The sequence below is a fragment of the Acidobacteriota bacterium genome, assembly GCA_039683095.1.
Taxonomy (GTDB): domain Bacteria; phylum Acidobacteriota; class Aminicenantia; order Aminicenantales; family Saccharicenantaceae; genus RBG-16-66-30.
The window spans coordinates 117,102-141,907 of the sequence record JBDKSB010000013.1; the positions used below are offsets into that span (position 1 = coordinate 117,102).

The window sequence follows — 24,806 nt, forward strand, 5'->3', positions numbered from 1 at the left end:
TGTTATGGAAGAATTGGAAGTCACGAGCTGGCTGACGCTCGATGCGATCCGGAAGTCGAAGAGCGCGGAGGTCGTCGAGACGGTCGGGAACCTGCAGACGGGCCATTCCAAGTCCGTGTTCGTCGTCATCGAGGACGATTTCCTGGAGCTCGTCTACAGCGACGCCGCTTCCAGCACCATCCGCCGCTTCGACGACCGCGGCGATTTCGACGATGCCGTCGAGGAACGGAAGGCCGGGGACGGCGAGGAGCACTTGGCGGACGACGGCGACGAGGGCTACGACAAGGACGAGGACGAAGAGGACGACGAGGACATAGAGGACGGCTTCTCCGTCGAGGATGAGTCCGAGACCTACTGACCCGGCCTATTCATAAGAACGCCCCGCTTTCCTCCGTCTCTTTTATCGGGCCTTCTTACCCTCCGGGCGAACCGATCCGGCCCTTGAGCCCGGCCAGGATATTCAGCGCTTCGATCGGCGTCAGGGACGCAGGGTCGAGCCCCTCGATCTCCTCCTTAAGCTCCCGCAGCAGGGAGTATTCCCGGTCCTCGGCGAAGAGCAGGAGCTGGTTCCGGTCCCCGGAGGGCCGGGCCCGCCGGGCCAGCCGCGGCAGGCCGGATTCATCGAGCTCCTGCTTCTCCAGGTTGAACAGGATCTCCCGGGCCCGGTCGATGACGTCCCGGGGCAGTCCGGCCAGCTTGGCCACGTGGATGCCGTAGCTCCGGTCGGACGGGCCGGGCACGATCTTGCGCAGGAAGACGACCTCGTCCCGCCATTCCCTGACGGAGACGTGGCAGTTCTTGATCCGCGGCAGGGTCAGGGCCAGCTCGGTCAGCTCGTGGTAATGGGTGGCGAACAGGGTCCGCGGCCGGATGTCGGGCCGCTCGTGGAGGCGCTCGGCCACGGCCCAGGCGATGCTCAGCCCGTCGAAGGTGCTCGTGCCCCGGCCGACCTCGTCGAGCAGGATGAGGCTCCGGGACGTGGCGTTGTGGAGGATCGCGGCCGTCTCCAGCATCTCGACCATGAAGGTCGACTGCCCGACGCTGAGGAAGTCCATGGCCCCGATCCGGGTGAAGACGCGGTCGACCAGGCCGATCCGGGCCGAGCGGGCCGGGACAAAGGCGCCCATCTGGCCGAGGAGGACGATGAGCGCCGCCTGGCGCAGGAAGGTCGATTTGCCGCCCATGTTCGGGCCGGTGATGATCAGGATCTGATTCCCGGCGGCGTCGAGCTCGAGGTCGTTGGGGATGAAGGGCTCGGCCTGGCTTGTCTCGATGACGGGGTGGCGGCCGTCCTCGATCCGGAGGACGTCCTCCTCGTCGACGACCGGGCGGACGTAGCCGCGCCGGGCGGCGCACTCGGCCAGGGCCAGGACGACGTCGAGGGCGGCGACGTCGGCGGCGATCCGCTGCAGGCGGGCTGTCTCCCGGGCCACGGCCTCGCGGACCTCGAGGAAGAGGCGGTGCTCGAGGAGGCCGATGCGCTCCTCGGCGTGGAGGACCTTGTCCTCGTACTCCTTGAGCTCGGGCGTCAGGAAGCGCTCCGCGTTGACCGTCGTCTGCTTGCGCATGTAGTCGGCCGGGACCTGGGGCAGGTTGGGCTTGGTCACCTCGATGAAGTAGCCGAAGACCTTGTTGTAGCGGACCTTGAGCGAGCCGATGCCCGTGCGCCCGCGCTCCCGGCTCTCGAGCTCGGCGATGAAGCCCTTGCCCGAGCGGCTGACCGCCCGCAGGCCGTCGAGCTCGGCGTTCCAGCCGTCCTTGATGATCCCGCCCTCGGTCAGGAGGAAGGCGGGCTCGTCCAGGATGGCCTTGTCGACGAGGGCGGCGATGTCGGCGGCGTTGTCCCAGCGGCCGGCCATGTCCTTCAGGAGGCCCGAGGAGAACGCCCCGAGCCCGCGCTCGAGGGCCGGCAGCGGGACGAGCGAAGCCTTGAGGGCCACGAGGTCGCGCGGATGGGCGGCGGCCAGGGCGATCTTGCCCACCAGGCGCTCCAGGTCGTGGACACCCTTGAGCGTTTCCCGGAGCTCGCGGCGGGCGATGGTCGCGCCCAGCCCCTCGGCCACGGCGTCCTGGCGGCGGACGATCTCGGCGACGTCCCGCAGGGGCCGGAGGAGCCAGGACCGGAGCAGGCGGCCGCCCGGCGCGGTCACGGTGAAATCGATGACGTCGAGGAGGGTGCCCTTGACCCGTCCGTCGCGGAGGTTGCGGACAAGCTCGAGGTTGCGGACGGTCGCGGCGTCGAGGACGAGATAGCCAGCGGCGTTGAGGTAGGAGAGGCGCTGGACGAGGGCCAGGGAATCTTGCCTGACGCGCTTGGCGTAGGCGATGAGCGCGCCCGCGGCGGCCGCGGCCCGGGGCTTGTCTTCGAGACCGAAGGCGGCCAGCGACCTGGTCCCGAAATGCTCCAGGACGACGCGGGCCGCCTGGGGCGGGTCGAAGAGCCAGGCTTCGGCCGGGCTGAGGGCGGCGCCGTTCGAACCGTCGGCCGGCAGGACGCGCCGCAGGGACTCCTCGGCGCCCTCGGGATAGAGGATCTCCTTCGGCCCGGCCTTGAAGATCTCGTCGGCCAGCAGCCTGGCCTCGGCCCAACCGCCCTCGAGGGTCCGCACCTCCCCGGCCGAGAGGTCGAGCAGGGCCATGCCCCAGCCGCCGTCGTCGAGGGCCAGGGAGGCGATGAAGGTGTTCTCCTTGGCCTCCTCGGTCTCGATCTCGACGGCCGTGCCCGGCGTCAGGACCTTGATGACCTCGCGCCGCACGACCCCCTTGGCCGCCTTGGGGTCCTCGACCTGCTCGCAAACGGCCACCTTGAAGCCATGCTTCAGGAGCTTGGGCAGGTAGGCATTGACGGCGTGATAGGGCACGCCGCACATCGGCACCTTCTGCCGCGAGGTCAGGGCGATGCCGAGGACCGGAGCGGCGGTCCGGGCGTCCTCGTAGAACATCTCGTAGAAGTCGCCCAGGCGGAAGAAGAGCAGCGCGCCGGGATGGAGCTCCTTGATGCGGAAGTACTGCTCCATCATAGGGGTCAGGGAGTTTTCGTTGGCCATCGGAGCCCTCACTATACCCACCGCCCCCCGTTTTTGCAACTTCGGCGGCCGGGTCATCCCGGTGTCCGCGGCCCCCGGCCCGGGGCGCTTCCCCCGCGCCGGGAACGGCGCTTTCCGGAGTTTGACACCCGGGGGACGGTAGTGTAATCTCGGGGAGTGAATATCCCGAACTATCTCACCCTGGCGAGGATCGTGGCCATCCCGGCCATGGTCGCCGCCCAGCTGATCCAATTCCGGGGGCACGACCTGGTGGCCTGCGCCATCTTCGTCTTCGCCTCGCTGACGGACTGGCTGGACGGCTGGCTGGCCCGCCGGAAAGGCCTGGTCACCGTCCTCGGCCAGCTGCTCGACCCCACCGCCGACAAGCTCCTCATCGCCTCGGCGCTGATCTGTCTCGTCGAGCTCGGCCGGGTGCCGGCCTGGGCGGCCATCGTCATCATCGGGCGGGAGATCGCCGTGACGGGCTTCCGGGCCATGGCCTCGTCCAAGGGCATCAACATCCCGGCTTCGGCCTTCGGCAAGGCCAAGATGGGCAGCGAATCGTGGGTCGTCGGGGCCCTGGTCCTGGGACCGCTCTACCTGGGCAGGTTCTACATCGTGGCCAGGGTCGGGCTGTGGCTCGTTTTCGTCCTGGCCGTCGTCTCCGCCGTCGAATATTTCGTCCGCTTCGGGCCGCGGGTCATCTCACAGCCCGCCGAATAGGGCCGCCCGCGCCTTCTCGACGCCCTCCCAGCTCTCCGCGTTGTGGAGCGCCGGCGCCTTGTCCCAGCCCCGGGCGATGCGCTTGAGGAGGCCGGTCAGGACCTTGCCCGGCCCGCACTCGACGCAGGCGTCGACCCCCAGGTCCCTCAGCACGGCCATGGATCTCGTCCACAGCACCGCCCGGCTGACCTGCCGCTTGAGGGCGTCGCGGGCCTCCTCGCCGGTCCGGACGAGCGCGGCGTCGACGTTGGTGACGATCGGAAAGCGCAGCGGGCCGAAGGCCGCGGCGTCGAGATCGGCGGCCAGCCGTTCCTCGGCCGGCCGCATCAGCCGGGAGTGGAAGGGCGCGCTGACCGGCAGCATCACGGACCGCGGCGCGCGGATCGCCGCCAGGGCCTCCTCGAGCGCGGCCTTCTCGCCGGAGATGACGATCTGATCGTCGCTGTTCCAGTTGGCGATCTGGACGACGCCCGAGCGCACGCCGGCCAGCCGCCGCTCGACCTCGTCGCCCGGGACGCCGAGCACGGCCGCCATGCCGCCGGCGCCCACGGGCACGGCCTCCTGCATGAGGCGGCCGCGCTTGTGGACGAGCCGGACGGCGTCCTCGAAGCCCAAGCTGCCCGCCGCGACCAGGGCCGAGTACTCGCCCAGGCTGTGGCCCGCCGCCACGGCCGGGTCCCGGCCGAGGAGCAGGCACGCGGCCGTGCTGACGACCAGGAGGGCGGGCTGGGTGTTCCGGGTCAGCCGCAGCTCCTCCTCGGGCCCCTCGAAACAGAGCCTGGAGAGCGGGAAGCCCAGGGCCGCGTCCGCCTGCTCAAAAAGCCCCCGGACCTCGGCCGAACGGTCGTAGAGGTCCTTGCCCATGCCGACGGCCTGCGATCCCTGTCCGGGAAAGAGATAGGCGATGGTCATTTCAGGCAATCCTTCTTGATCTGGATGTCGGCCTGCTTCCGCAGGTCGTTGAGCCAGGCGGCTTTGCGCTGGTCCAGGCGCTCGCCGCGGAGGCGCGTCTCGATCGCGTCGGCGACCTTGTCCAGCGGTTCCGCCGTGGCCCCCCGCTGGGCCTGCTCGGGCAGGTAGATGTCCCGGTAGTACCGCTCGATCTCCGTCACCGAAACCGGGATGGACTGGCTGAAGCGCATGTCCAGGGCCCGCCGGCAGATGAGGCGCTCCTCGAGATAGGGCTCGAGGTCGGCGGCGGCCAGGCCGAACTTGGCCAGCTTGGCCGCGAAGGCTGCCTCGCCGACGGACCGGCGCACCTCGGCGACCGCGGCATCGAGCTCCTCGCCGCTGACTCCCCTGTTCTCGCGGGACAGGTCCAGGACGATCTTCCGTTCGATCAGGGCGTCCAGGGCGGCCCGCCGCGGGTCCGCTCCGGGCTCGGCGGCCTGCGCGCCGGCCAGCCCGAACTCGGCCGCGACCTCGACGTCGAGCAGGGTGATGATCTCGCCGTTGACGACGGCGACGACGCAGTTGACCGTCTGGGCCGGTCCGGCCGCGGCCGCGGCGAACGCCAGGGCCAGGAGTAGCCAGGTCCTCTTGAGCATCCTTGTCATCCTCGCTGCTAGAAGATGTTGCCGATCGTCAGGAAGATGAGCGCGCGGCCGCGCTTGTCCTGGGGGTCGAAGTCCCAGAGCTTCCAGGCGACCTCCAGCCGGACGGGCCCGAGGGCGGTCCGGTAGCGGATGCCTCCGCCGACGGCGCCCTCGAGGTCGAACGGACGGAAGTCCTTGAGGCCGGAGAAGACGTTGCCCAGGTCGAAGAAGGCGGCCAGGCGCAGGTCCCGCCAGGGCCGGAAAACGGGGAATGTCAGCTCCGTGTTGATGAGGACCAGGGCCTCCCCGCCGTAGGGCTTGAGCGTCGTCGGATCGATGGGCCCGAGCATCTCGAACTCCTCGCCCCGGAAGGTGTTGCTGCCGCCGGCGAAGAACCGTTCCGGCAGGTGGCTCAGGCCGTTGGCCAGCCCCAGGCGCGCCGTCAGGCCGAGGTTGAAGGTCGAGGTCAGGGGCCGGAAGTACTGGCCCTTGAGGAAGATCTTCTGGTAGTTGGACTCCGTGCCGAACAGGGGCAGGCCCACCTCGCCGACGGCGCTCAGGAACCAGCCCCGGCTCGGGTTCAGGGTGTCGTCCCGCCGTTCCCAGCTCATGCTGACCGAGGCCAGGGCGGCCGAGTACGGCAGGAAGCGGCGGTCGATATCAGGCGGCAGATCGCTGAGGTCGGGAGTCTCGGGCAGGGACGTCCTCGTCAGGCTCAGCGACCCGAGCAGCAGGCGCGACCGTCTCAGGGCCTTGACCAGGCTGAGGCTGACGCCGCGCCGGTCGAGCACGAAGGCCGTCCGGTCCTCGCGTTCGATCCAGGCCAGGACGGTCATCGGCAGGGACAGCCTGAAGAAATACGGCTGGTTCCAGGAGACGACGGCCCGGCTCTCGACGACGCTGGTCTGGCCGACCAGGCCCGCCTGGGCGCCCAGCCCGAAGACGTTGCTGCGGATGTATTCGGCGGTGCCCCGCACCCGGAAATCCTCGGGCCCGACGCCGGCCCAGGAGCCGGTCACGGGCTCCTTCGACTCGAAACCGAGGCCGACGCCGGCGTAGTTCTTCTCCCCTTCGCGGACGGTGACGACGACGACCTCGCCGCCGGGCCCGGTCTGGACCTCCTCGACGCGGACCTCCGAGAAGATGCCGAGCGCCTCCAGCCGTCTCTTCGACGTCTGGACCTTCGCGTAGTCGGCCGGATCGCCCTTGGCGACGCGAAGCTCCCGGCGGATGACCCCCGGGCGGGTCGAACGGTTCCCCGCGACGAAGACGTCACGGATGGTGACGGGGGTACCTTCGGTGATCTCGTAGACCAGGGCGACCCGGTTCTCCGCCGGCCGCTCGACCCGGGCCGCGACTTCGCCGCCGCGGACGCCGCGGTTGAGGTAGAAGCTCTCGATCTGGCTGACGTCCCTCTGGACGTTGGGCGCGAAGTAGGCCCCGCCCTCGCGGCTGACGAGGCCGCCGGCCAGCGTCGCCGGCGGGACGATCGTGGCGCCGGTGATGCGGATGGCTTCGACGGTCGTCCGCGCCCCCTCGCGGACGTCGTAGACGGCCTTCACGCCGTCCCGGACCGGCACGAGTTCGAGCCGGACCTGAACGTCGGCGAAGCCGTTCTCCTTGTAGAACTCCTCGGTCTCCCGGGGGATGCGGAAGAGGCGGTCGTAGCTGAGAAAGGCGACGAGCGGGACGTTCTCGCGGATGGCCAGCCGGGTCTTCAGGTCGAAGCTCGAGAAGGCCCTGTTGCCGCGGAAGTCCATGCCGGCGATCTTGGATTTCCTGCCGGGCTCGACCTCGTGGATGATGCGGGTCTCGCTCTGGTCCCTCTCCACCCGGCTCTTGACCGCGGCGAAAAGATACCCCTTCCGGCGGACGTAGTTGAGGATCCGGGCCTCGCCCTCGGCCAGGCCCCATTGCTCGAAGACGCGCTCCGCCCAGATCGGGTCGAGGAGCCGGGCCGGGACCTTGGCGCCCCGGACGAGGATGGTGATCTTGTCCTGGGGCACGATCTCGACGCGGAGGTCGACCCGGCGGTTCTGGTCGTCGAAGCTCTCCCCGGCGAGCCGGACCTCGGCCCGCCGGTAACCCGCCCGGGCCAGCCGGTCCGAGAGGCCCTGGAGGTCGGCGGCCAGGACCTGGGGGACGTAGGCGTCCCCGACGCGCGTCCTCATCTTCTTCAACAGGTCCCGCTCGGGGATCTCGGCCTTCCACTCGACCTCGAGCCCGCCGACCCGGTAGCTCTTCCAATCAGCGGCCCGGAAGACCAGGACGGCCGTCGACGCCTCCTCGTTCTTCTCCACCTCGCAGGCGACGGCGGCGTCGAAACAACCCTCCTGGCGCAGCCCCCGGCGCACCTCCTCGACCGCCTGCGGCAGCCGGTCTTCCTGAAGGAAGGCGCCCGGGCGCTGGGACGTCAGGGCCTCGCGCAGCCGCGAGGCCGGGACGCCGGCGCCGCGGAAGCGGACGGCGTCGATGAAGACCTTCCGGACCAGGTCGAAGACGAGATCGATCCGCTCCGTGCCCGTCCGCGAGACGCGGACGTCGGCGAACAGGCCGGCCCGGAAGATCTGCTTGACGGCCTGGTCGACGAGCCGCGGGGAGAAGGCGTCCCCGGGCCGGATGGGGATGAGCTCGAGCAGTCCCGCCTCGCCGGGCCGGCCGTCGACGCGGACGACGACCCGGTCGACGACGACGCCCTCCTGGACGGGCGCGGCCGCCCCGGCCGCGGCCAGCAGGACGGCCAGGGCCAGGCCCGCCGCGGCCAGCGCCGCCGCCCGCCGCGGCCTAGAAGCGCTTGCGGAACTTGACATCGAAACCAAGCCTTCCCCGGTCGTCCCGCCCGCCCACGAGCGAGAAGCGCCGGCTGACATCCCACTCCATCCGGAAGATGGGGGACTCGTCGATCTCGTTCCTGACGCTCGAATTGGCCAGGATGGTCGAGTACAGCACCAGCAGGTTGTTGGAGATCTTCTTGCCTACCGTTATCCGGGCCCCGATGCCGCCCGGGCCGCTCTCCGGGACGTAGGGGTCGACCCGGAAGCGGTCGAGCGAGAGCAGGCCGCCCGTCCGCCGCTTGGCCAGGTCGGCCACCTGGTAGGTCAGGAGCGAGGCGGTGTTCAGGGCGGTGCTGCGGTCGCCCGAATATGAATAATACATCCGCCGGAACGAATCGCCCAGGGCCAGGAGCGACAGGATCTCCTCCGGCGGCAGCGGCGGCGAGGAGCCGAACTCCGGCTTGAGCCGGCTGACCGGGCCGCTCAGGGTCAGCGTCACGCGGTAGTCCTTGACGTACGTCTCGCCGCGGAAGTCGAGGAAGGCCTCCGTGTTCACCGGGTCGCCGAACCCCAGCCGGCCGTGGATGACGCGGAAGCTGCGGTCCTGGAAGTAGAGATCGCCGCTGACGAGGTTGATGTCGCCGAGGAGGGTGGGATCGTCGAAGCCGCCGGCCACGGTCAGGTTGAACCGGGCGCTGAAGCGGCCGAGCGAGTTCTCGATGGCCACGTTCTCGTCGCCGCGGAGGCGGATGTTCAGGGACATGCCGTCGAAGAACGACGGTCCCGGGGTCTGCGTCGGCGCCTGCGAGGAGAAGCTGAAGCCGTCGTAGATCTCGCGGCGCCAGGTCAGCCGCCTGAACAGGAGCTCGCCCTCGGTCACGAAGCGGCGCGGCCCCTTGAGGAGGCGCAGGGAGCCGTCCACCTGGGCCCGCATCCGCTCCATGGGCGACAGGACCATGTCCTTGCCCTCGAGCCGCAGGTCCATCGTGGCGATGCCGCCCGCGCCGATCCCGACCGTGCCCGAACCGGCGATCGGCCCGCCGCCGAGCCGGCCGGCGATGGAGGTGATGGTCAGGACGCCGTCGGCGTAGGTCATGGGCGAGACGAAATCCGACACGGCGTAGGAGAACCCCGGCAGCGGCATGACCGGCGCGGCGACGTCGAGGGAGACAGACAGGCCGGCCCCGGCCGCGGTCTGGGCGACGTTGGCGACATAATCTATCCGGCCCTGGGCCCCGTTCCAGGGAACGACCAGGTCGAGGCTGGTGACCCGGCCCTTGACCGAGCCGCTCCAGGGCTCGCCGGACAGGGGGAATTCGAAGGCGCCCTCGAAGGGATTTTCGCCGGGGACGAGCGCACCGTTCAGCCCGAGGGAGATCTTCCCGCCGGAGACCCCGACCGAGAGCCCGCCGCGGGCCTCCGTCCTGTCGATCGGCGGCAGCAGCATGTCCTTGACGTCGAAAAGGCCGGGCAGGCGGTCCCGGCCGAAGACGCCGCGGCCGGCCAGTGACAGAGACAACCGCCCCGAGGCCGCCGGGACGATCTTGGAGAAATCGAGCTCCTCCCCGCGGAGGTCGAAGTCGAACTCGCCGCGGGCCGGCCCGACGAGCAGGCGCCCCTCGAGGCGGCCGCCGTCGAAATCCATGGCCAGCTCGGGGAAGGACAGCAGGCCGTCCTTATAGAGGATGCGGCCGGCCGCCCGGGAGCCCTTCTGGCCGAAGAACCTGATCTCGGGACTGGCGAACGTTCCCTCGAATTCCTGGCCGCCGCCGGCCCTCTGGGTCATACGGAAATCGCCCTCGGCCCGGCCGGACACGCTCACGGGGACTTCGAGGGCCGGCAGGATGCGGGCCAGTTCGCCCTCGCCGTTCCTGACATCGACGGCCAGCCCGCCGCGGGCCGCCCGGACCTCGACCTGTCCCTTGAGATCCGGGTCGTCGACGCCGAAGCGGCCCTCGAACGCGCCCCCGGCGAAGGTCAGGCCGGCCTCGACGGAGGCGGCGTTGAAAAGCCCGAAGCCGCCCGGCGACAGGGTGGCTTTCAGATCCAGCGCCGGCGAGGCCGAGCGGCCGGTCAGGTGTGCGTCGGCATAGCCCCGGCCCCGGATCTCCCCGAAGCCGAAGTCCTGGCGGAGCTCGAACGCGACGAACTCCCTGGTCTCCTTGACGTCGGAGACCGGGCCCCGGATGCGGGCGTCCAGGTCACCCTTGAGGTCGATGCGGGCCGTCGCCTCGAAACGGCCGAAATCCGATTCCAGGCCCGGCGTCTCGATGGTGACGATGTGGCCGGGGAAATCGACGCCGACCTTGACGAGGCCGCGGAAGGCATAGGTCCCGCCGCGGCGCTGGAGCGAGTCGTCGCGGAACTCGGCCTCGACGGCGAGCCGTCCGTGGGCCAGGGTGAAGCTGCCCCAGGCCGCGGACCGGACCGGCCAGGGGATGGAGATCTCCCGGAAAACCGGATCGACGATCATCGGGGAGGTCCGGCCTTCGACCCGGCCTCCGGAGAAGGTCAGGATCAGGCTCTCGGCCGGCCGGCCCGGCTTCCGGAGACCGAGCTCGAGACGTCCTCCCTTCTCCGGCGCGAGCTCGAACCTGCCCCGGATCTCGCCCATGGGCACCTGGTTGAGGGCCAGGGTATCGGAAGCGACGCTCGTCGTGACCGACAGGCGGCGGTCCCGGCGCTCGATCCGGGCCTCGCCGTTGACCCGGCCCTGCCAGCCGAAGGGCATATGCAGCAGGTCGTCGAGGATGTCCGCCGAGATATCATAGCGGGCCTCGAACTCGAAGGCCGGATCCAGGATGGTCCGGACCCGGCCGCTGGCCGAGAACGAGAGCTCCGGCCCCTCGAACGACAGACGGCTGATGGTCGCATCCTCGCCCTTGCCGTCCAGGGCCACGGTCAGGGCGCCCAGGGGGGTCGAGACGCGCCGCGGCATCGCGTAGCCGCTCGACGCGGCCGTCGCCCGGATGGCATAGTCCTCGCCCTTCTGGGTGACGAGCGCCCGGACGCCGCGGGCCTCGATCCGGGCGCCCCGCGATTCGTAGACGACCAGCCCGTCCTCGATGAGGCCGCGCGAGATGATGAACGGCAGCTCCAGGATGGACAGCGGCGGCCGCGGCTTGCGGCGCGGCTGGCCGGCCTGGGCCGGGGCCGGGCGGATGCGGATCTCCGGGGACTGGACGACGACGGACAGGATCCGGCGGTTCCGGACGAACGAGAGGTAGGGGATCTCGATCCTGACCCGGCGGGCCCGCAGGAGCGGCGCGTCGCCGAGGGAGCGGAAGTTCTCGATGACCAGGGCCGGCGGGAAATAGGACACGCGGAGGCGGTCGTAGGCGAAGTTCTTGTGGACCTGGCTGCCGATCTCCCGGACCAGGGCGTTCTTGCCCACGATCACGCTGACCGCCAGGACGGCCAGGACGAAGACGAACGCGGCCGCCCGGCGGATCCGGCGGGCGAGCGTCCGGGCCCGCTCCCCGAGCCGGAGGATGGCCTGGATCCTCACTTCTTGACTTTCCTCCAGTCGGCCAGGAAGCGCTCGACGCCGATGTCGGTCAGCGGGTGACGGAGGAGCTTCTCCATGACCCCGAACGGCACAGTGGCGATGTCGGCCCCGAGCCGGGCCGCCTCGATGACGTGGCGGGGGTGGCGGACGCTGGCCACGATTATCTCCGTGGCCGTATCGGAGTTCTCGAAGATCTGGACGATCTCGTCGATCAGGGCCATGCCGTCCTCGGCTATGTCGTCGAGGCGGCCGATGAACGGGCTGACGAAGCGGGCCCCGGCCTTGGACGCGAGCAGGGCTTGCCCGGCGGAGAAGATGAGCGTCATGTTGACGGCGATGCCCTCGCCGGCGAGGCGGCTGGCGGCCTTGAGCCCCTCGACGCCGACGGGGATCTTGACGGCGATGTTGGGCGCGATGCGGGCCAGGGCCCGGGCCTCGGGCACGATCTCGTCGGCCTTGAGCGAGACGCACTCGGCGCTGACGGGCCCGGGAGTGAGGGCGCAGATGGCCCGGATGTTGTCCTCGAAACTGGCGCTCTCCTTGGAGCAGAGCGAGGGATTGGTCGTCACGCCGTCGAGGACGCCCCAGCCGGCGACCTCGCGGATCTCTTCGACATTGGCCGAATCCAGGAACAGCTTCATTGAACCTCCTTGCCGCTCGGGCGCGTGAACGTGTTGGAGAGCACGCCGATGCCTTCGATCTGGACGTCGACCCGGTCGCCCGGGGCCGTGGCTCCCACCCCGGCCGGCGTGCCGGTGGCGATGATGTCGCCGGGGTTGAGGGTCATGATCCGCGAGACGTAGCGGACGAGATACGGGATGGGGAAGATCAGGTTGGCCGTCGTCCCCGACTGGACGAGCTTGCCGTTGAGGAAGGTCTTCAGCCGGATCGCGGCCGGGTCGAGCCCGGTCGCGACGCAGGGCCCGACCGCGGCGAACGTGTCGAAGCCCTTGGCCCGGGCGAACTGTACGTCCCGGCCTTGCAGGTCCCGGGCCGTGACGTCGTCGAAACAGGTGTAGCCGAGGATGACGTCGTCGACCGGGTCGTTCTCGCCGAGCTGGCGGGCCTTGCGGCGGATGACGACGCCGACCTCGCCCTCGTAATCCACGCGCCCGGAAGCCGGCGGCTGGACCACGGCGTCGAGGTGGCCGACGACCGCCGTCGGCGGCTTGAGAAAGATGAGCGGCTCCTCGGGCAGGGGGTTGCCCAGCTCCCTGGCGTGGTCGCGGTAGTTGCGGCCGATGCCGACGATCTTGGTGGGCAGGACGGGCGGCAGGACGCGGACGTCGCCTATGGGCACGGGGCTCGATCCGATGCTGAAGTCGCCGTAGATCGAGCCGACGACCGGGAAGAGGTACTCTTCCTTGAGGATGCCCGTGAGGACCCTCTTGCGGTAGCGGAAACGGTAGATCTTCAATTGCGCTCTCCCGTCTTCAGCATACACCAGGGGCGGCCGGCCGGTCGACCCCCGCTTCCTTGCGGACCGGATCCACGGTCGCCACCGAGAATTCCGAGGCCCGCCCCTTTGCGTCGAAGACCCGGACGGCGAAGGCCGGCTTGGCCGGGGCGGCCGGGCCCGGGGGCAGCTCATAGGCGAAGGTCCTGACCCCGGCCCCCTCCCCCGCCGGCCCGCGCAGGGCCGCGAGCTCGCCGCCGGAGACCCGGCGGGCCAGCCGGGCCGTCTTCTCGACCGCCCCGGACGTGAGCGGCGCGCCGGCGCCGGGCCGGCCCTTGTCGAAGACCCAGATCTCGACGGCGGCCAGCAGGCCGAGCGGCCTCCCGCCCACCGTCTTGACGGGATCGATCCAGCGGAGGACGACCGTTCCCTCGCCGGCGACGGCGGTCAGACGCTCGACGGGCATGGGCGCGCGGCCCGGCGGCAGGACGAGCGGGCCCTTGCGGCCGCAGGCCGGCGCGGCGGCCAGGCACAGCCCGAGGAGGAGCGCCGCGATCCGCTTGTCCATCAGAGGATGAAGCGCCGCAGGTCCTGGCTGACGAGGATGTCCCTCAGGTGTTCCTGGACGTAGGTCCGGTCGATCCGGATGGCCTTCGGGGCGATGTCCGGGGCGGCGAAGGAGATGTCCTCCATGACCTTCTCGACGACCGTATGGAGGCGCCGGGCCCCGATGTTCTCGGCGTCGGCGTTGACCTTCTCGGCGATGTCGGCGATCTCCTCGACCGCGTCCGGCGTGAACGAGACCCGGACGCCCTCCGTGCCCATGAGGGCCTCGTACTGGCGGATGAGGGCGTTCTCCGGCTCGGTCAGGATGCGGACGAAGTCGTCCTTGGTGAGGGGGGTGAGCTCAACCCGGATGGGGAAGCGGCCCTGCAGCTCGGGGATGAGGTCGGACGGCTTGGAGACGTGGAAGGCCCCGGCCCCGATGAACAGGATGTGATCGGTCCGGACCAGGCCGAACCTGGTGTTGACCGTCGTGCCCTCGATGATCGGCAGCAGGTCGCGCTGGACGCCCTCGCGGCTGACGTCGGGCCCGCGGCCGGACTCGCGGCCGGCGATCTTGTCGACCTCGTCGAGGAAGATGATCCCCGATTGCTCGACCCGGTCGATGGCCAGCCGCGCGACCTGGTCCATGTCGACCAGGCGCTTTTCCTCCTCCTCGAGGAGCAGCTCCCGGGCCTCCTTGACCTTGATCCGGCGGCGCTTGGTCCGGCCCCCGAGGAAGCCGGGCAGGAACTCCTGGATCTGGAAGCCGATCTCCTCGATGCCGGAGTTGGAGACGACCTCGACGGGCGGCGTCGTCTTTTCCTTGACCTCCATCTCGACCCAGCGTTCCTCGAGCAGGCCGGCCCGCAGCTGGGCCCGGAGCTTCTCCCGGGTCTCGACGGGTCCCGGCCCGGCCTCGGCCGTTTCGCCGGGAGCCTCCTCGCGCTTGCGGGCCGGCGGCAGGAGGATGTCGAGCAGGCGCTCCTCGACGGCGGCCTGGGCCTTGCCCTCGATGGCCTCGATCTCCTCCTGCTTGACCATGTCGGCCGAGATGCGGACGAGATCGCGGATCATGGACTCGACGTCCCGGCCGACGTAGCCGACCTCGGTGAACTTGCTGGCCTCGATCTTGAGGAAGGGCGACGAGGTCAGCTTGGCCAGGCGCCGGGAGATCTCGGTCTTGCCGACGCCGGTCGGTCCGATCATGAGGATGTTCTTGGGTGCGATCTCGTCGGCCAGGGCCGGCGGCAGCTTGCGCCGGCGGAAGCGGTTGCGCAAGGCGATGGCCACGGCCTTCTTGGCCGCCTTCTGGCCGATGATGTACTTGTCGAGCTCGGCCACGATCTCCTTCGGCGTCAGCTCGGCGTCAGGCGCCTCGACGGCTGGTTTCTCGAGAGATTCGGGCAGGTGGATGGGCATCAGAGCTCCTCGACCGTGATCTCGGCGTTGGTGTAGACGCAGATCTCGGCGGCGATCCTCAGGGCCTCCTCGGCGACGGCCCGGGCGTCGAGGCCGGTGTGCTTGATCAGGGCCCGGGCCGCGGCCAGGGCGAAGGAGCCGCCAGAGCCGATGGCCAGGATGCCGTCATCGGGCTCGACGACGTCGCCGGTGCCGGAGATGAGGAGCGAGGTCCCCTTGTCGGCCACGATGAGCAGGGCGTCGAGCTGGCGCAGGGCCTTCTCCATGCGCCAGTCCTTGGCCAGCTCGATGGCCGCCCGCGACAGGTTGCCGCGGTACTCCTCGAGCTTGGCCTCGAAGCGGGCGAACAGGGCGAAAGCGTCGGAGGTCGCGCCGGCGAAGCCGGCCAGGACGTCCCCCTTGCCCAGGCGGCGGATCTTGGTGGCGGTCTTCTTGAGGACGGTCTGGCCCATGGTCACCTGGCCGTCGGCGGCCATGGCCGTTTTCCCCATATGACGGACGCAGATGACGGTCGTCGAACGGATCATGGAGGCTCCTTTGACCCTGTCAATGATATCGGATAGGGGGGGTGAAGTAAAGGAACCGCCTCCCGGCCCTCTCCGGCGGGCCGGACGTGTCCATGGGCCTCCGGTTTGACCGGCCGATGATGATTTTTATAAGATACGGTAAGCACGCGAGTGAGAGGAGACGCGATGGCGTCGTTGACCCTGGTCGTCATGGCCGCCGGCATGGGCAGCCGCTACGGCGGGCTGAAGCAGATCGATCCCGTCGGGCCGAGCGGCGAGGCCGTGCTCGATTATTCCGTGTACGACGCCCTGCGGGCCGGCTTCGACCGGGTCGTCTTCATCATCCGCAGGGACATCGAGGCCGCCTTCCGGGAGAAGATCGGCCGGCGGATCGAGGGGGCGGCGGAGACGGCCTACGTCCTCCAGTCGCTGGACCAGGCGCCGCCCGGATTCGGAGTGCCGGCCGGACGGACCAAGCCCTGGGGCACGGCCCAGGCCATCCTGGCCTGCAAGGACGCCGTCGCGACGCCGTTCCTGGCCGTGAACGCCGACGATTACTACGGGCGGACCGCCTTCGAAGCCATGGCCGGCTATCTCGGCCGCGGGGGGGCCGGCCGGAGCGCCGACTACGCCATGGTCGGCTACCGGCTCGAGAACACCCTGTCCGAGCACGGCACGGTGGCCCGGGGCGTCTGCGAGGCCACGGCCGGCCTCGACCTCGTCGGCATCCGCGAGCTGCTGAAGATCAAGCGCTTCCCGGACGGCATCAAGCACACCCTGAACGACGCCGATTGGCTGCCGCTCGACCCGGCCGCCTGGACGTCCATGAATTTCTGGGGTTTCACGCCCGACCTGTTCGGGGAGCTCGGGCGCCTCTTCTCGGAGTTCCTGCGGGAGAAAGCGGCGAACATCCTCAAGGCCGAATTCCTCATCCCCGAGGTCGTCGGCCGGCTCATCCGGGAGAAGCGGGCGCGGGTCCGCATCCTGCCGACGCGCGAGCGCTGGTTCGGCATGACCTATCCGGAGGACCGGCCCCTGTTCAGGGCGGCCATCCTGGAACTGGTCAGGGCGGGCGTCTATCCGCGCGACCTCTGGGCCGGGCGCTCCGCCGCCTAGTCCCGGGATCCGGAAGGTCCATGAACGAGGGATGACCATGAAGAAAACCGCCGCCCTGACCGCCTGTCTCCTGGCGCTGGCCCTCTCGGCCGCCGTGCCAGGGCCGAAGCCCGAGGACTGGGAGAACCCGGCCGCGCTCCACGCCGGCACGGAAACGCCCCGGGCCGACTTCATCCCCTTTCCCGACGCGGCGGCCGCGCTGCGGCTCCAGCCCGCGGCGTCGCCCCGGTATCTCTCTCTCAACGGCCCGTGGAAGTTCCATTGGTCGCCGCGCCCGGCCGACCGGCCGCTCGATTTCTGGAAGCCAGGCGCCGACGTCGGCGGCTGGAAGGACATCCCCGTCCCCTCCGACTGGATGTTCCAGGGCTTCGATCATCCGATCTACGTCAACATGAGCTACGAGTTCGCGCCCAATCCCAGGCCGCCGTTCGTGCCGCACGGCCGCAACCCGGTCGGCTCCTATCGCCGGAACTTCACCCTCCCGGCGGATTGGGACGGGATGGACGTCTTCCTCCATTTCGGCGCGGTCAAATCGTTCTTTTATGTCTGGGTCAACGGCGAGAAGGTCGGCTTCAGCAAGGATTCCAAGACGCCGGCCGAATTCGACATCACGCGCTATCTCCGGCCCGGAGAGAACGTCCTGGCCGCCGAGGTCTATCGCTGGTCGGACGGCTCCTACCTCGAATGCCAGGACTTCTGGCGCCTGGCCGGGATCGAGCGCGATGTTTATCTCTACGCCGCGCCGAAGGTCCGCATCCGCGACTTCGAGGTCCGGGCCGGCCTCGACGGGGCGTACAGGAACGGCCGCCTGGGCCTCGCGGTCGAGCTGGGGACGGCCGGGGCCGCGGCCCTGGCGGCGGCCAGGCCCTCGGTGGCGCTGACGCTTCTCGACGAGGCCGGCCGGAAGGTCCTGACCGCGTCGGCCCCGGCTGCCGGGGCCGAAGGGGGCCGGGCCGCGGTCCGGTTCGACAGGACCGTGCCGAATGTCGCCCGCTGGAGCGCCGAGACGCCGGCCCTGTACCGGCTGGTCCTGGAATTGAGGGACGGGGCCGGCAAAGCGCTCGAGGCGGTCACGGCCAGGATCGGCTTCCGCACCTCGGAGATCAGGGACGGGCATCTGCTCGTCAACGGCGTCCGGATCCTGCTCAAGGGCGTCAACCGCCACGAGCATGACCCTTACACGGGACATGTCATCTCCGAGGAGTCCATGCGCCGGGACATCGAGCTCATGAAGCGCTCGAACATCAACGCCGTCCGGACCTGCCACTACCCGAATGACCCGCGCTGGTACGATCTCTGCGACGAATACGGGCTCTACGTCGTCGACGAAGCGAACATCGAGAGCCACGGCATGGGCTACGGCCCGGAGAGCCTGGCCAAGGACCCGGCCTGGGGCCCGGCCCACCTCGACCGCGTCGAGCGCCTGGTCGGGCGGGACAAGAACCATCCCTCGGTCATCATCTGGTCGCTCGGCAACGAGGCCGGGGACGGCGTCAACTTCGAGAACGCCTACGCCTGGCTGAAGAAGGCCGACCCGACGCGGCCGGTCCAGTACGAGCGGGCCGAGCTCCGGCCGCACACCGACATCTTCTGCCCGATGTACGACTCGATCGAAGAGATGCTCGAGTACGCCGCGACGGAACAGGACCGGCCGCTCATCCAGTGCGAGTACGCCCACTCGATGGGCAACTCCACGGGCGATCTCCAGGATTATTGGGATGCCATCGAGAGCCGCGACCAGCTCCAGGGCGGCTTCATCTGGGACTGGGTCGACGAGGGATTCGCGGCCAGGAACGCCAGGGGCGAACCGTTCTGGGCCTACGGCGGGGATTACGGCCCTCCCGATACGCCCTCGGACCAGAACTTCTGCTGCAACGGGCTCGTCGCCCCCGACCGGACGCCCCATCCCGCGCTGTTCGAGGTCAAGAAGGTCTACCAGTACGTCAAGCTCTCCGCGGCCGGCCTCGCGGCCGGCCAGATCGGCATCAGGAACGGTTACGCGTTCATCGGCCTCGGCGGCTTCGATCTCGGCTGGGAGATCGCCGCGTCCGGGAAGGCCGTGGCATCCGGAACGCTCCGGTGCCCGGCCGCGGCGCCCGGGGCGGGCGCGACCGTCCGCCTGCCGCTCCCCCGCTTCCAGGCCAGGCCCGGCGCCGAATGCTTCCTGAACCTCTCGGTCCGGACCCGGGAAGCCTGGGCCGGAGTTCCGCGGGGGCATGTCGTCGCCTCGGAGCAGTTCCCGCTCGGGCCCGCCGTCGGGACCGAGGCCGCGGCGGCCGGAACGCCCCTGCCCCCGCTGACGATCGAGAACGGCCCCCGCTTCCTTCGCGTCCTCGGCGGTGATTTCGCGGTCCGCTTCGACCGCCTGACCGGCGGCCTGGACTCGTTCGTCCACGAGGGGACCGAGCTCATCGGCGCCGGGATCGAGCCCAACTACTGGCGCGCGCCAACGGACAACGATTTCGGCAACCAGATGCCGCGGCGCCTGAACGTCTGGCGCCAGGCCAGCCTCTATCGCGACCTGACGGCGCTCGAGGCCCGGGGAACGGCCCCCGGCCGGGTGACGGTGACCGTCGCCTACGCCCTGGCCGGCGGCCAGGCTTCCCAGACCCTCGAATACGCCGTCGGCGGCGACGGCGCGATCGCGCTGCGCTCGACGCTCGTTCTCAAGGCCGGGGCCAACCTGCCCGAGCTCCCCCGCGCCGGGATCAAGCTGGCCCTGCCCGGCGCCTTCGACCGGATCGCCTGGTACGGCCGCGGGCCCTTCGAGAATTACCGGGACCGCAGGACCGCGGCCTTCGTCGGCCTTTACGACATGACGCCCGCCGAGCCCTGCCCCTACGTCAGCCCCCAGGAGTTCGGCAACCGGACCGACACGCGCTGGCTGGCCGTCCGCGACGGCCTGGGCCGGGGCCTTCTCGTCACCGGCGATCCCCTGTTCGAGTTCTCGGCCCATCCCTTCTGGCCGGAGGACCTGACCCAGCCGAGCCGCGGATCGAAGCACCCGCCGGACGTCCAGAGGCGGGACCTGACGTGCCTGACCCTCGACCACGGCCAGATGGGCGTCGGCGGCGACGATTCCTGGGGGGCCCGGGTCCACCCGCAGTACACGCTGCCGGCCGGGGATTACCGCTTCAGCCTGGTCTTCCGGCCCCTCGGGGCCGGCGACGATCCGGCGGCCCGGGCGGCGCGCTGAGCCCGGACCCGGGGCCCGGAAACCAAACGCCGCCGCCGGGCGTATTTTTTAATGGATCTTGATATAATCGGATTTAGTCAATATCCTTAATATACGAAGAGCCGGCCGACATCCATGAAATGCCCGCGCTGCCAGAACGACAACCCTGACGGGACGCGCTTCTGCGGCCACTGCGGCCGCGAGCTCCCCGGTTCGGGCGAGACCGTGGCCATGGGGACGGCCACCATCCAGACCCCGGCCAAGGGCCTGGAGCGCGGAACGACCTTCGCCCGCCGCTTCGAGATCATCGAGGAGATAGGCCAGGGCGGCATGGGCACCGTTTACAAGGCCTACGACAGCAAGATCCGCGAGGTCGTGGCGCTCAAGCTCCTCAAGCCCGAGATCGCGTCCGACCTCGAGGTCATCGAGCGCTTCCGCAACGAGATCAAGCTGGCCCGCCAGGTCGCCCACCGCCACGTCTGCCGGATGTACGACATCGGCGAGGAGTGGCTGACCATCTACATCTCGATGGAATACGTCGCCGGCGAGGACCTCAAGAGCTTCATCCGCCGCTCGGGCCACCTGACCGAGGCCAAGGCCGTCGGGCTGGCCAGGCAGATCGCCGAGGGCCTGGCCGAGGCCCACCGGCTCGGCGTCGTCCACCGCGATCTCAAGCCGCAGAACGTCATGATCGACAAGGACGGCAACGCCAAGATCATGGACTTCGGCATCGCCCGGTCCCTCCACACCAGGGGCGTCACCGGGACCGGGGTCATCATCGGCACCCCGGAGTACATGGCTCCGGAACAGGCCGAGGGCAAGGATATCGATCAGCGCGTCGACATCTACGCCCTCGGGGCCATCCTCTTCGAGATGGTCACGGGCCGCGTGCCGTTCGAGGGCGAAACGCCCCTGAGCATCGTCCTCAAGCACCGCAGCGAGCCGCCTGAAAACCCGCAGGCGATCAACGCCCAGATCTCGGCCGGCCTGAGCCGGATCATCCTGAAGTGCCTGGCCAAGTCGCGGGACGACCGCTATCCGTCGGCCGCCGAGGTCCTCGAGGACCTGGCCTCCGTCGAACAGGGGCTGCCGCTGACCCGCCAGACGACGGCGCGGACGAGGCCGGCCACGGCCCCGACCAAGCCCATCACCGACCGCGAGATCACGGTCAAGTTCAACCTCAAGAAGGCCCTGATCGAAGCCGCCGTTGTCATCGCCCTGGTCGTCCTCGGAGTCGTCGTGATCACCAGCAAGAGCGGCCGGGGCCCGGCCGAAAGCCGGCGCTCCCATACGGCCCTGATCCCGCCGGGCGGCCAGGAGCCGGCGGGCCTCGATGCATCCGGCGGCCTCCGCCAGTCCTTTCCCGGCGTCCCGTCCGCGGCCGGCCCGGCGGAGCCGCCCTCGCTCGGCGGCGACACGGGATCGGCCATCATGGGCTATCTCGCCCCGTTCCTGAAAGACCCTTCCAAGTTAATGGGCGAGAAGGACGCGGCCGAGTTCGAGAAGGCCCTGGCCCAGGTCAAGGAGAAGTACCCCTCGGAGGCCGCGGCGCTCTCCCATTGGATCGACAGCATCCAGAGCCGGATGACCGAAGGCAAGAAGCTGAAGGAAGCCGGGAACCTGGCGGCCTCGAAGCGGAGCTACGACCGGGGCGAGTCGGAGATGCGCAAGCTCCTGTCCGAGGTCAGCGAGCGCGAGCGGGCCAAGGCCGCGTTCCAGGAGCTTCAGGAGGCCAAGCGGCGGGCGGCCGTCCAGGCGCCGGCGGGCCGGCCGAACCTGCTGACCTGGATCGCGGCCGAGAAGGAGAAGGACGCCTCGGACGCCTTCGCCAAGAACGACTTCTCGGGCGCCCGGATCCTGTGCAATATCCTGGCCCAGGTCCACGCCTTGAGCCCCCGGGCCACGGACGAGAACAAGGGCTTGGCCGCGCTGGGCGAGCTCGTGACGGGCAAGCGCAGGGAAGCCGAGACGGCCCAGGCGCAGGCCAAGCAGGCCTGGCTCTACGACCGGGCCGTGTCGCAGGAACAGAGCGCCGGCCAGATGGTCAGCGAAGGCCTCGTGCCCCAGGCGGCCGAGCAGTACATCCTGGCCGCCTTCCTCTACGAGAAGGCCAAGGAAGTCGCCGAAGAGAGCGCCCAGGCCGGGCGGGGATGACGGCCGGGACCATGATGACCTCCGGGAAAAAGCGGCTGCTTTTCGTCTGCTACGGGAACATCTGCCGCAGCCCGATGGCCGAAGGCATCGCCCGCCTGCGGCTCGGTCCGGCCGCCGAGGTGGCCAGCGCCGGCATCGGCGCGATCGGCGGCCCGGCGTCCGAGGAGGCCGTGCTGGTCATGAAGCTCGTCTACAAGACCGATATCTCGTCCCATGTCGCCCGCCCCGTCGGCGCCTGCGATCTCGGGAGCTTCGACTATATCATCGCCATGGACCCGTCCATCTACCATCATCTCCGCGACGTCTGGGGGGTGCCGGAGGCGGTCCTTTACGGCTGGGCCATCGAGGACCCTCTCGGCTCCGGCTATCAGGCCTACAAGGAAGCGGCGCTCGAGATCGAGCGGCGGCTGGGACAGTTCCTGGCCGCGGTCGGCCTCGAGCCCTGAAGCCTCCCGCCTCAGCGATCCATCATCGCCCCGAGCGAGCGCAGGGCGGGCACGTTGTCGAAGACGATCCGGGCGGCCGTCAGCAGCGGCACAGCCAGGATCATGCCCGGGATGCCCCACAGCCAAGCCCAGAAGAACAGGGAAAAGAGCACGAGCAGCGGCGACAGGCTGATCTCCTTGGTCATGAGCCGCCGCTCCAGCAGGCGGTCGACGGCCACGTGGATCCCGATGAGCAGGACCAGGACGAGCCCGACCTTGAGGCTCAGGCCGCCCTCGAGGAACAGGGCCAGCAGCGCGGGCATGGCGACGGAGGCGATGGGGCCGAGCACCGGGACGTAGTTGAAGAACACGGCCAGCACGCCGAAGAGCAGGGCGAAGCGTACCCCGAGGATCCCCAGGACGGCCGCGACGAGGATGCCGATGACCAGGTTGTCAAGGGTCTTGACGGCCACGTACTTCTGGACCTCGCGGTCGATCCGGCAGACGGTCCGGCTCAGCGTCTCGGCCTGGGCCGGGGGGAAGGCGAGGCCGAACTTCCGGACCATCCGGCCGCGGCCGGCCAGGATGAAGATCATGAAGGCGAAGACCAGCAGCAGGTCCGACATGAACGAGGCGAAGGGGCCGAGCGCGCCGACGAGGAACGTCCCGACCTTGCCGATGTTGAAGCCCCCGATCCAGTCCGTCAGCCCGACCTTGAGCCGCGGATCGGGCACGAGGCTGTCGATCTTGGCGAGAAGCTCCCGGACCATCTCCGTGTAGGACGGCAGCTCCGAGGCCAGGGACTTGCCGCTCGAGTAGAAGACCATGCCGACGAGGTAGAGGGCCGCGAACGAGACGACGAGGATGAGGACCAGGGCCGCGGCCTTGGGCACCTTGCGCCCGACCAGGTAATCGAGCGCCGGCGAGACGGCGAAGGCGAACAGGAGGGCCAGGGCGAAGGGGACCAGGATCGACTGGGCCAGCTTCAGGAAGACGCCGGCGACGAAGAGGACGAGAGCGGCGACGCCGATCCGGACCCACTTGGCCTTATCCACGCGCGCTCCTCAGCCCATGCTCAGCGCTTCCTGGGCTTGACCTGGATCGCGGCGAGGCCCGGCTTCTTCTCGCACTCCTTGAGGAAGTCCTGCTCCCGCTGGGAGTTGACGTACTCGGGCGACTGGAAGCGGTAGGTGAAGCGGGTGTGCTCGTCGTAGCGGCCCTCGAGGATGGCGATGACGTCCTCGATGTTGACCCGCTCCTCGTCGGTCGGGATGACGAAGATCTTGACCTTGGAGTCGGCGGTCGAGATCTCGGTCTCGGCGTTGCGGGTCCTGGCCAGCTTGTTCCTGGCCTTGTCGAGCTTGATGCCCAGGAATTCCAGGCCCTCGCAGGCCTTCTCGCGGATGAGGTCGGACATCTCGCCGACGCCGGCCGTGAAGACGACGGCGTCCGCGCCGCCGATGGCCGCGGAATAGGCCCCGATGTACTTCTTGATCCGGTAGGCCTCGACCTCGATGGCCAGCTTGGCCCGGGCGTCGCCCGCCTCGGCCGCCTGCTGGACGTCGCGGCGGTCGGTGTACTTGCCGGTGAGGCCGAGCAGCCCCGACTTCTTGTTGAGGATGTCGCTCATCTTGGCCGGCGGGACGTTCTCCTTCTCCATGATCATGAGGTCGATGGCCGCGTCGTGGTCGCCGGACCGGGTGCCCATGACCAGGCCCTCGAGGGGGGTCAGGCCCATGCTGGTGTCGAAGGACACGCCGTTCTTGATGGCGTTGGCCGAAACTCCGTTGCCGATGTGGAGGCAGACCAGGTTGCACTTGAAGGGGTCCTTGCCCAGGAGCAGGGCGGCCCGCTTGGCGACGTAGAGGAACGAGGTGCCGTGGAAGCCGTAGCGGCGGACGCCGTACTTCTCGTACCAATCGTAGGGCAGGGCGTACATGTAGGAGCTGGCCGGCATGGTCTGGTGCCAGGCCGTGTCCATGATGGCCACGTGGGGGATCTGGGGCAGGACGTCCATGGCCGCCTCGATGCCCAGGACGTTCGGCGGGTTATGGAGCGGGGCCAGGCTGAACAGGCGCTTGAAGGTCTCGATCGTCTCCGGGGTGATCCGGACCGACTTGGTGAACTTCTCGCCGCCGTGGACGACCCGGTGGCCGACGGCCGAGATCTTGCCGAGGTCGTCCAGGACGCCGATCTTGGGATCGAGGAGGGTGTCGATGATGAGCTTGATGGCCTCCTTGTGGTTGGCGCACTCGTGGTCGAACTTGATGGGCTCCCGGCCGAGGCCGGACTGCTGGATATAGCTCTTGCCGATGCCGACCCGCTCGACGATGCCGGTGGCCAGAGTTTCCTTCTTGTCGTAGTCATAGAGCCTGTACTTGGCGGACGAGCTCCCGCAATTGAGGGAAAGGACGATCATGGAAGACTCCTTCGGGAACGAAATGAGAAGGCCCATTTTCTCCCCGCGGGGACAAAATGTCAAGGCGGAACGGGCCCCCGGCGC

At 69.4% G+C, this 24,806-nt stretch carries 18 protein-coding genes; 6 read left to right on the forward strand and 12 right to left on the reverse strand.

Annotated elements, in window-relative coordinates:
- Nucleotides 1–4 precede the first annotated feature (4 nt).
- The gene (locus ABFD52_13945) at nucleotides 5–358 is read left to right on the forward strand and encodes a hypothetical protein (GenBank protein ID MEN6561867.1); all 354 of its coding nucleotides are present in this window, start codon (nucleotides 5–7) and stop codon (nucleotides 356–358) included.
- A gap of 55 nt (nucleotides 359–413) precedes the next feature.
- Here ABFD52_13945 and mutS read toward each other — a convergent pair whose 3' ends face one another.
- A complete protein-coding gene (gene mutS, locus ABFD52_13950) occupies nucleotides 414–3,047 on the reverse strand; it encodes a DNA mismatch repair protein MutS (protein MEN6561868.1) in 2,634 nt (877 codons plus the stop codon).
- 156 nt (nucleotides 3,048–3,203) lie between these two features.
- Between mutS and pgsA the strand changes: the two genes are divergently transcribed.
- Complete coding sequence (gene pgsA / locus ABFD52_13955; GenBank protein MEN6561869.1) at nucleotides 3,204–3,749, forward strand: CDP-diacylglycerol--glycerol-3-phosphate 3-phosphatidyltransferase; 546 nt, start codon at nucleotides 3,204–3,206, stop codon at nucleotides 3,747–3,749.
- On the opposite strand, the gene fabD is transcribed toward pgsA, so the two are convergent.
- Genes fabD through hslV form a run of 9 tightly spaced genes read right to left on the reverse strand, consistent with a single transcriptional unit; the run spans nucleotide 3,732 to nucleotide 15,454 of the window.
- Nucleotides 3,732–4,661, reverse strand: a complete 930-nt coding sequence (gene fabD / locus ABFD52_13960; GenBank protein MEN6561870.1) for an ACP S-malonyltransferase — start codon at nucleotides 4,659–4,661, stop codon at nucleotides 3,732–3,734. The two genes, pgsA and fabD, sit on opposite strands and share 18 nt — an antisense overlap.
- Nucleotides 4,658–5,296, reverse strand: a complete 639-nt coding sequence (locus tag ABFD52_13965) for a hypothetical protein (GenBank protein ID MEN6561871.1) — start codon at nucleotides 5,294–5,296, stop codon at nucleotides 4,658–4,660. The genes fabD and ABFD52_13965 overlap by 4 nt, the downstream gene beginning before the upstream one ends.
- A 17-nt stretch (nucleotides 5,297–5,313) precedes the next feature.
- Nucleotides 5,314–8,094 carry a POTRA domain-containing protein gene (locus tag ABFD52_13970; protein ID MEN6561872.1) on the reverse strand — a complete coding sequence of 927 codons (2,781 nt, stop codon included), beginning with the start codon at nucleotides 8,092–8,094 and terminating at the stop codon, nucleotides 5,314–5,316.
- Nucleotides 8,069–11,566, reverse strand: a complete 3,498-nt coding sequence (locus ABFD52_13975; protein MEN6561873.1) for a translocation/assembly module TamB domain-containing protein — start codon at nucleotides 11,564–11,566, stop codon at nucleotides 8,069–8,071. The genes ABFD52_13970 and ABFD52_13975 overlap by 26 nt, the downstream gene beginning before the upstream one ends.
- Entirely contained in the window at nucleotides 11,563–12,207 is a 645-nt protein-coding gene (gene fsa / locus ABFD52_13980) for a fructose-6-phosphate aldolase (protein MEN6561874.1), read from the reverse strand. Before fsa ends, ABFD52_13975 begins: the two co-directional genes overlap by 4 nt.
- On the reverse strand, nucleotides 12,204–12,983 hold the full coding sequence (locus ABFD52_13985) for a fumarylacetoacetate hydrolase family protein (protein ID MEN6561875.1): 780 nt from the start codon (nucleotides 12,981–12,983) through the stop codon (nucleotides 12,204–12,206). The genes fsa and ABFD52_13985 overlap by 4 nt, the downstream gene beginning before the upstream one ends.
- Nucleotides 12,984–12,999: 16 nt before the next feature.
- Nucleotides 13,000–13,530, reverse strand: a complete 531-nt coding sequence (locus tag ABFD52_13990; GenBank protein MEN6561876.1) for a hypothetical protein — start codon at nucleotides 13,528–13,530, stop codon at nucleotides 13,000–13,002.
- Nucleotides 13,530–14,927 (reverse strand): ATP-dependent protease ATPase subunit HslU, encoded by a 1,398-nt coding sequence (hslU, locus tag ABFD52_13995; protein MEN6561877.1) that lies wholly within the window; start codon nucleotides 14,925–14,927, stop codon nucleotides 13,530–13,532. Before hslU ends, ABFD52_13990 begins: the two co-directional genes overlap by 1 nt.
- On the reverse strand, nucleotides 14,927–15,454 hold the full coding sequence (hslV, locus tag ABFD52_14000; GenBank protein MEN6561878.1) for an ATP-dependent protease subunit HslV: 528 nt from the start codon (nucleotides 15,452–15,454) through the stop codon (nucleotides 14,927–14,929). The genes hslU and hslV overlap by 1 nt, the downstream gene beginning before the upstream one ends.
- A 165-nt stretch (nucleotides 15,455–15,619) precedes the next feature.
- On the opposite strand from hslV, the gene ABFD52_14005 reads away from it, so the two are divergent.
- The 4 genes from ABFD52_14005 to ABFD52_14020 all read left to right on the forward strand — a co-directional run bounded on the left by ABFD52_14005 (nucleotide 15,620) and on the right by ABFD52_14020 (nucleotide 22,324).
- A complete protein-coding gene (locus tag ABFD52_14005) occupies nucleotides 15,620–16,549 on the forward strand; it encodes a sugar phosphate nucleotidyltransferase (protein ID MEN6561879.1) in 930 nt (309 codons plus the stop codon).
- Between the two features lie 37 nt (nucleotides 16,550–16,586).
- Nucleotides 16,587–19,745, forward strand: coding sequence for a glycoside hydrolase family 2 TIM barrel-domain containing protein (locus tag ABFD52_14010; protein ID MEN6561880.1), 3,159 nt, complete (start codon nucleotides 16,587–16,589; stop codon nucleotides 19,743–19,745).
- 114 nt (nucleotides 19,746–19,859) lie between these two features.
- Nucleotides 19,860–21,878 carry a serine/threonine-protein kinase gene (locus ABFD52_14015; protein MEN6561881.1) on the forward strand — a complete coding sequence of 673 codons (2,019 nt, stop codon included), beginning with the start codon at nucleotides 19,860–19,862 and terminating at the stop codon, nucleotides 21,876–21,878.
- Entirely contained in the window at nucleotides 21,875–22,324 is a 450-nt protein-coding gene (locus tag ABFD52_14020) for a low molecular weight phosphatase family protein (GenBank protein MEN6561882.1), read from the forward strand. Before ABFD52_14015 ends, ABFD52_14020 begins: the two co-directional genes overlap by 4 nt.
- Before the next feature lie 11 nt (nucleotides 22,325–22,335).
- Here ABFD52_14020 and ABFD52_14025 read toward each other — a convergent pair whose 3' ends face one another.
- Nucleotides 22,336–23,358, reverse strand: a complete 1,023-nt coding sequence (locus ABFD52_14025) for an AI-2E family transporter (GenBank protein MEN6561883.1) — start codon at nucleotides 23,356–23,358, stop codon at nucleotides 22,336–22,338.
- A 20-nt stretch (nucleotides 23,359–23,378) separates the two neighbouring features.
- Nucleotides 23,379–24,722: an acetate kinase gene (locus ABFD52_14030; protein MEN6561884.1), complete on the reverse strand. Its 1,344-nt coding sequence runs from the start codon at nucleotides 24,720–24,722 to the stop codon at nucleotides 23,379–23,381.
- Nucleotides 24,723–24,806: the final 84 nt, after the last annotated feature.

Coding starts and splice junctions, on each gene's coding strand:
- mutS (MEN6561868.1), bottom strand. CDS start 3,047: ATGGCCAACGAAAACTCCCTGACCCCTATGATGGAGCAGTACTTCCGC.
- ABFD52_13945 (MEN6561867.1), top strand. CDS start 5: ATGGAAGAATTGGAAGTCACGAGCTGGCTGACGCTCGATGCGATCCGG.
- ABFD52_13965 (MEN6561871.1), bottom strand. CDS start 5,296: ATGCTCAAGAGGACCTGGCTACTCCTGGCCCTGGCGTTCGCCGCGGCC.
- ABFD52_14015 (MEN6561881.1), top strand. CDS start 19,860: ATGAAATGCCCGCGCTGCCAGAACGACAACCCTGACGGGACGCGCTTC.
- ABFD52_14010 (MEN6561880.1), top strand. CDS start 16,587: ATGAAGAAAACCGCCGCCCTGACCGCCTGTCTCCTGGCGCTGGCCCTC.
- ABFD52_14030 (MEN6561884.1), bottom strand. CDS start 24,722: ATGATCGTCCTTTCCCTCAATTGCGGGAGCTCGTCCGCCAAGTACAGG.
- ABFD52_14005 (MEN6561879.1), top strand. CDS start 15,620: ATGGCGTCGTTGACCCTGGTCGTCATGGCCGCCGGCATGGGCAGCCGC.
- fsa (MEN6561874.1), bottom strand. CDS start 12,207: ATGAAGCTGTTCCTGGATTCGGCCAATGTCGAAGAGATCCGCGAGGTC.
- ABFD52_13990 (MEN6561876.1), bottom strand. CDS start 13,530: ATGGACAAGCGGATCGCGGCGCTCCTCCTCGGGCTGTGCCTGGCCGCC.
- hslV (MEN6561878.1), bottom strand. CDS start 15,454: ATGATCCGTTCGACGACCGTCATCTGCGTCCGTCATATGGGGAAAACG.
- ABFD52_14020 (MEN6561882.1), top strand. CDS start 21,875: ATGACGGCCGGGACCATGATGACCTCCGGGAAAAAGCGGCTGCTTTTC.
- ABFD52_13970 (MEN6561872.1), bottom strand. CDS start 8,094: ATGTCAAGTTCCGCAAGCGCTTCTAGGCCGCGGCGGGCGGCGGCGCTG.
- fabD (MEN6561870.1), bottom strand. CDS start 4,661: ATGACCATCGCCTATCTCTTTCCCGGACAGGGATCGCAGGCCGTCGGC.
- hslU (MEN6561877.1), bottom strand. CDS start 14,927: ATGCCCATCCACCTGCCCGAATCTCTCGAGAAACCAGCCGTCGAGGCG.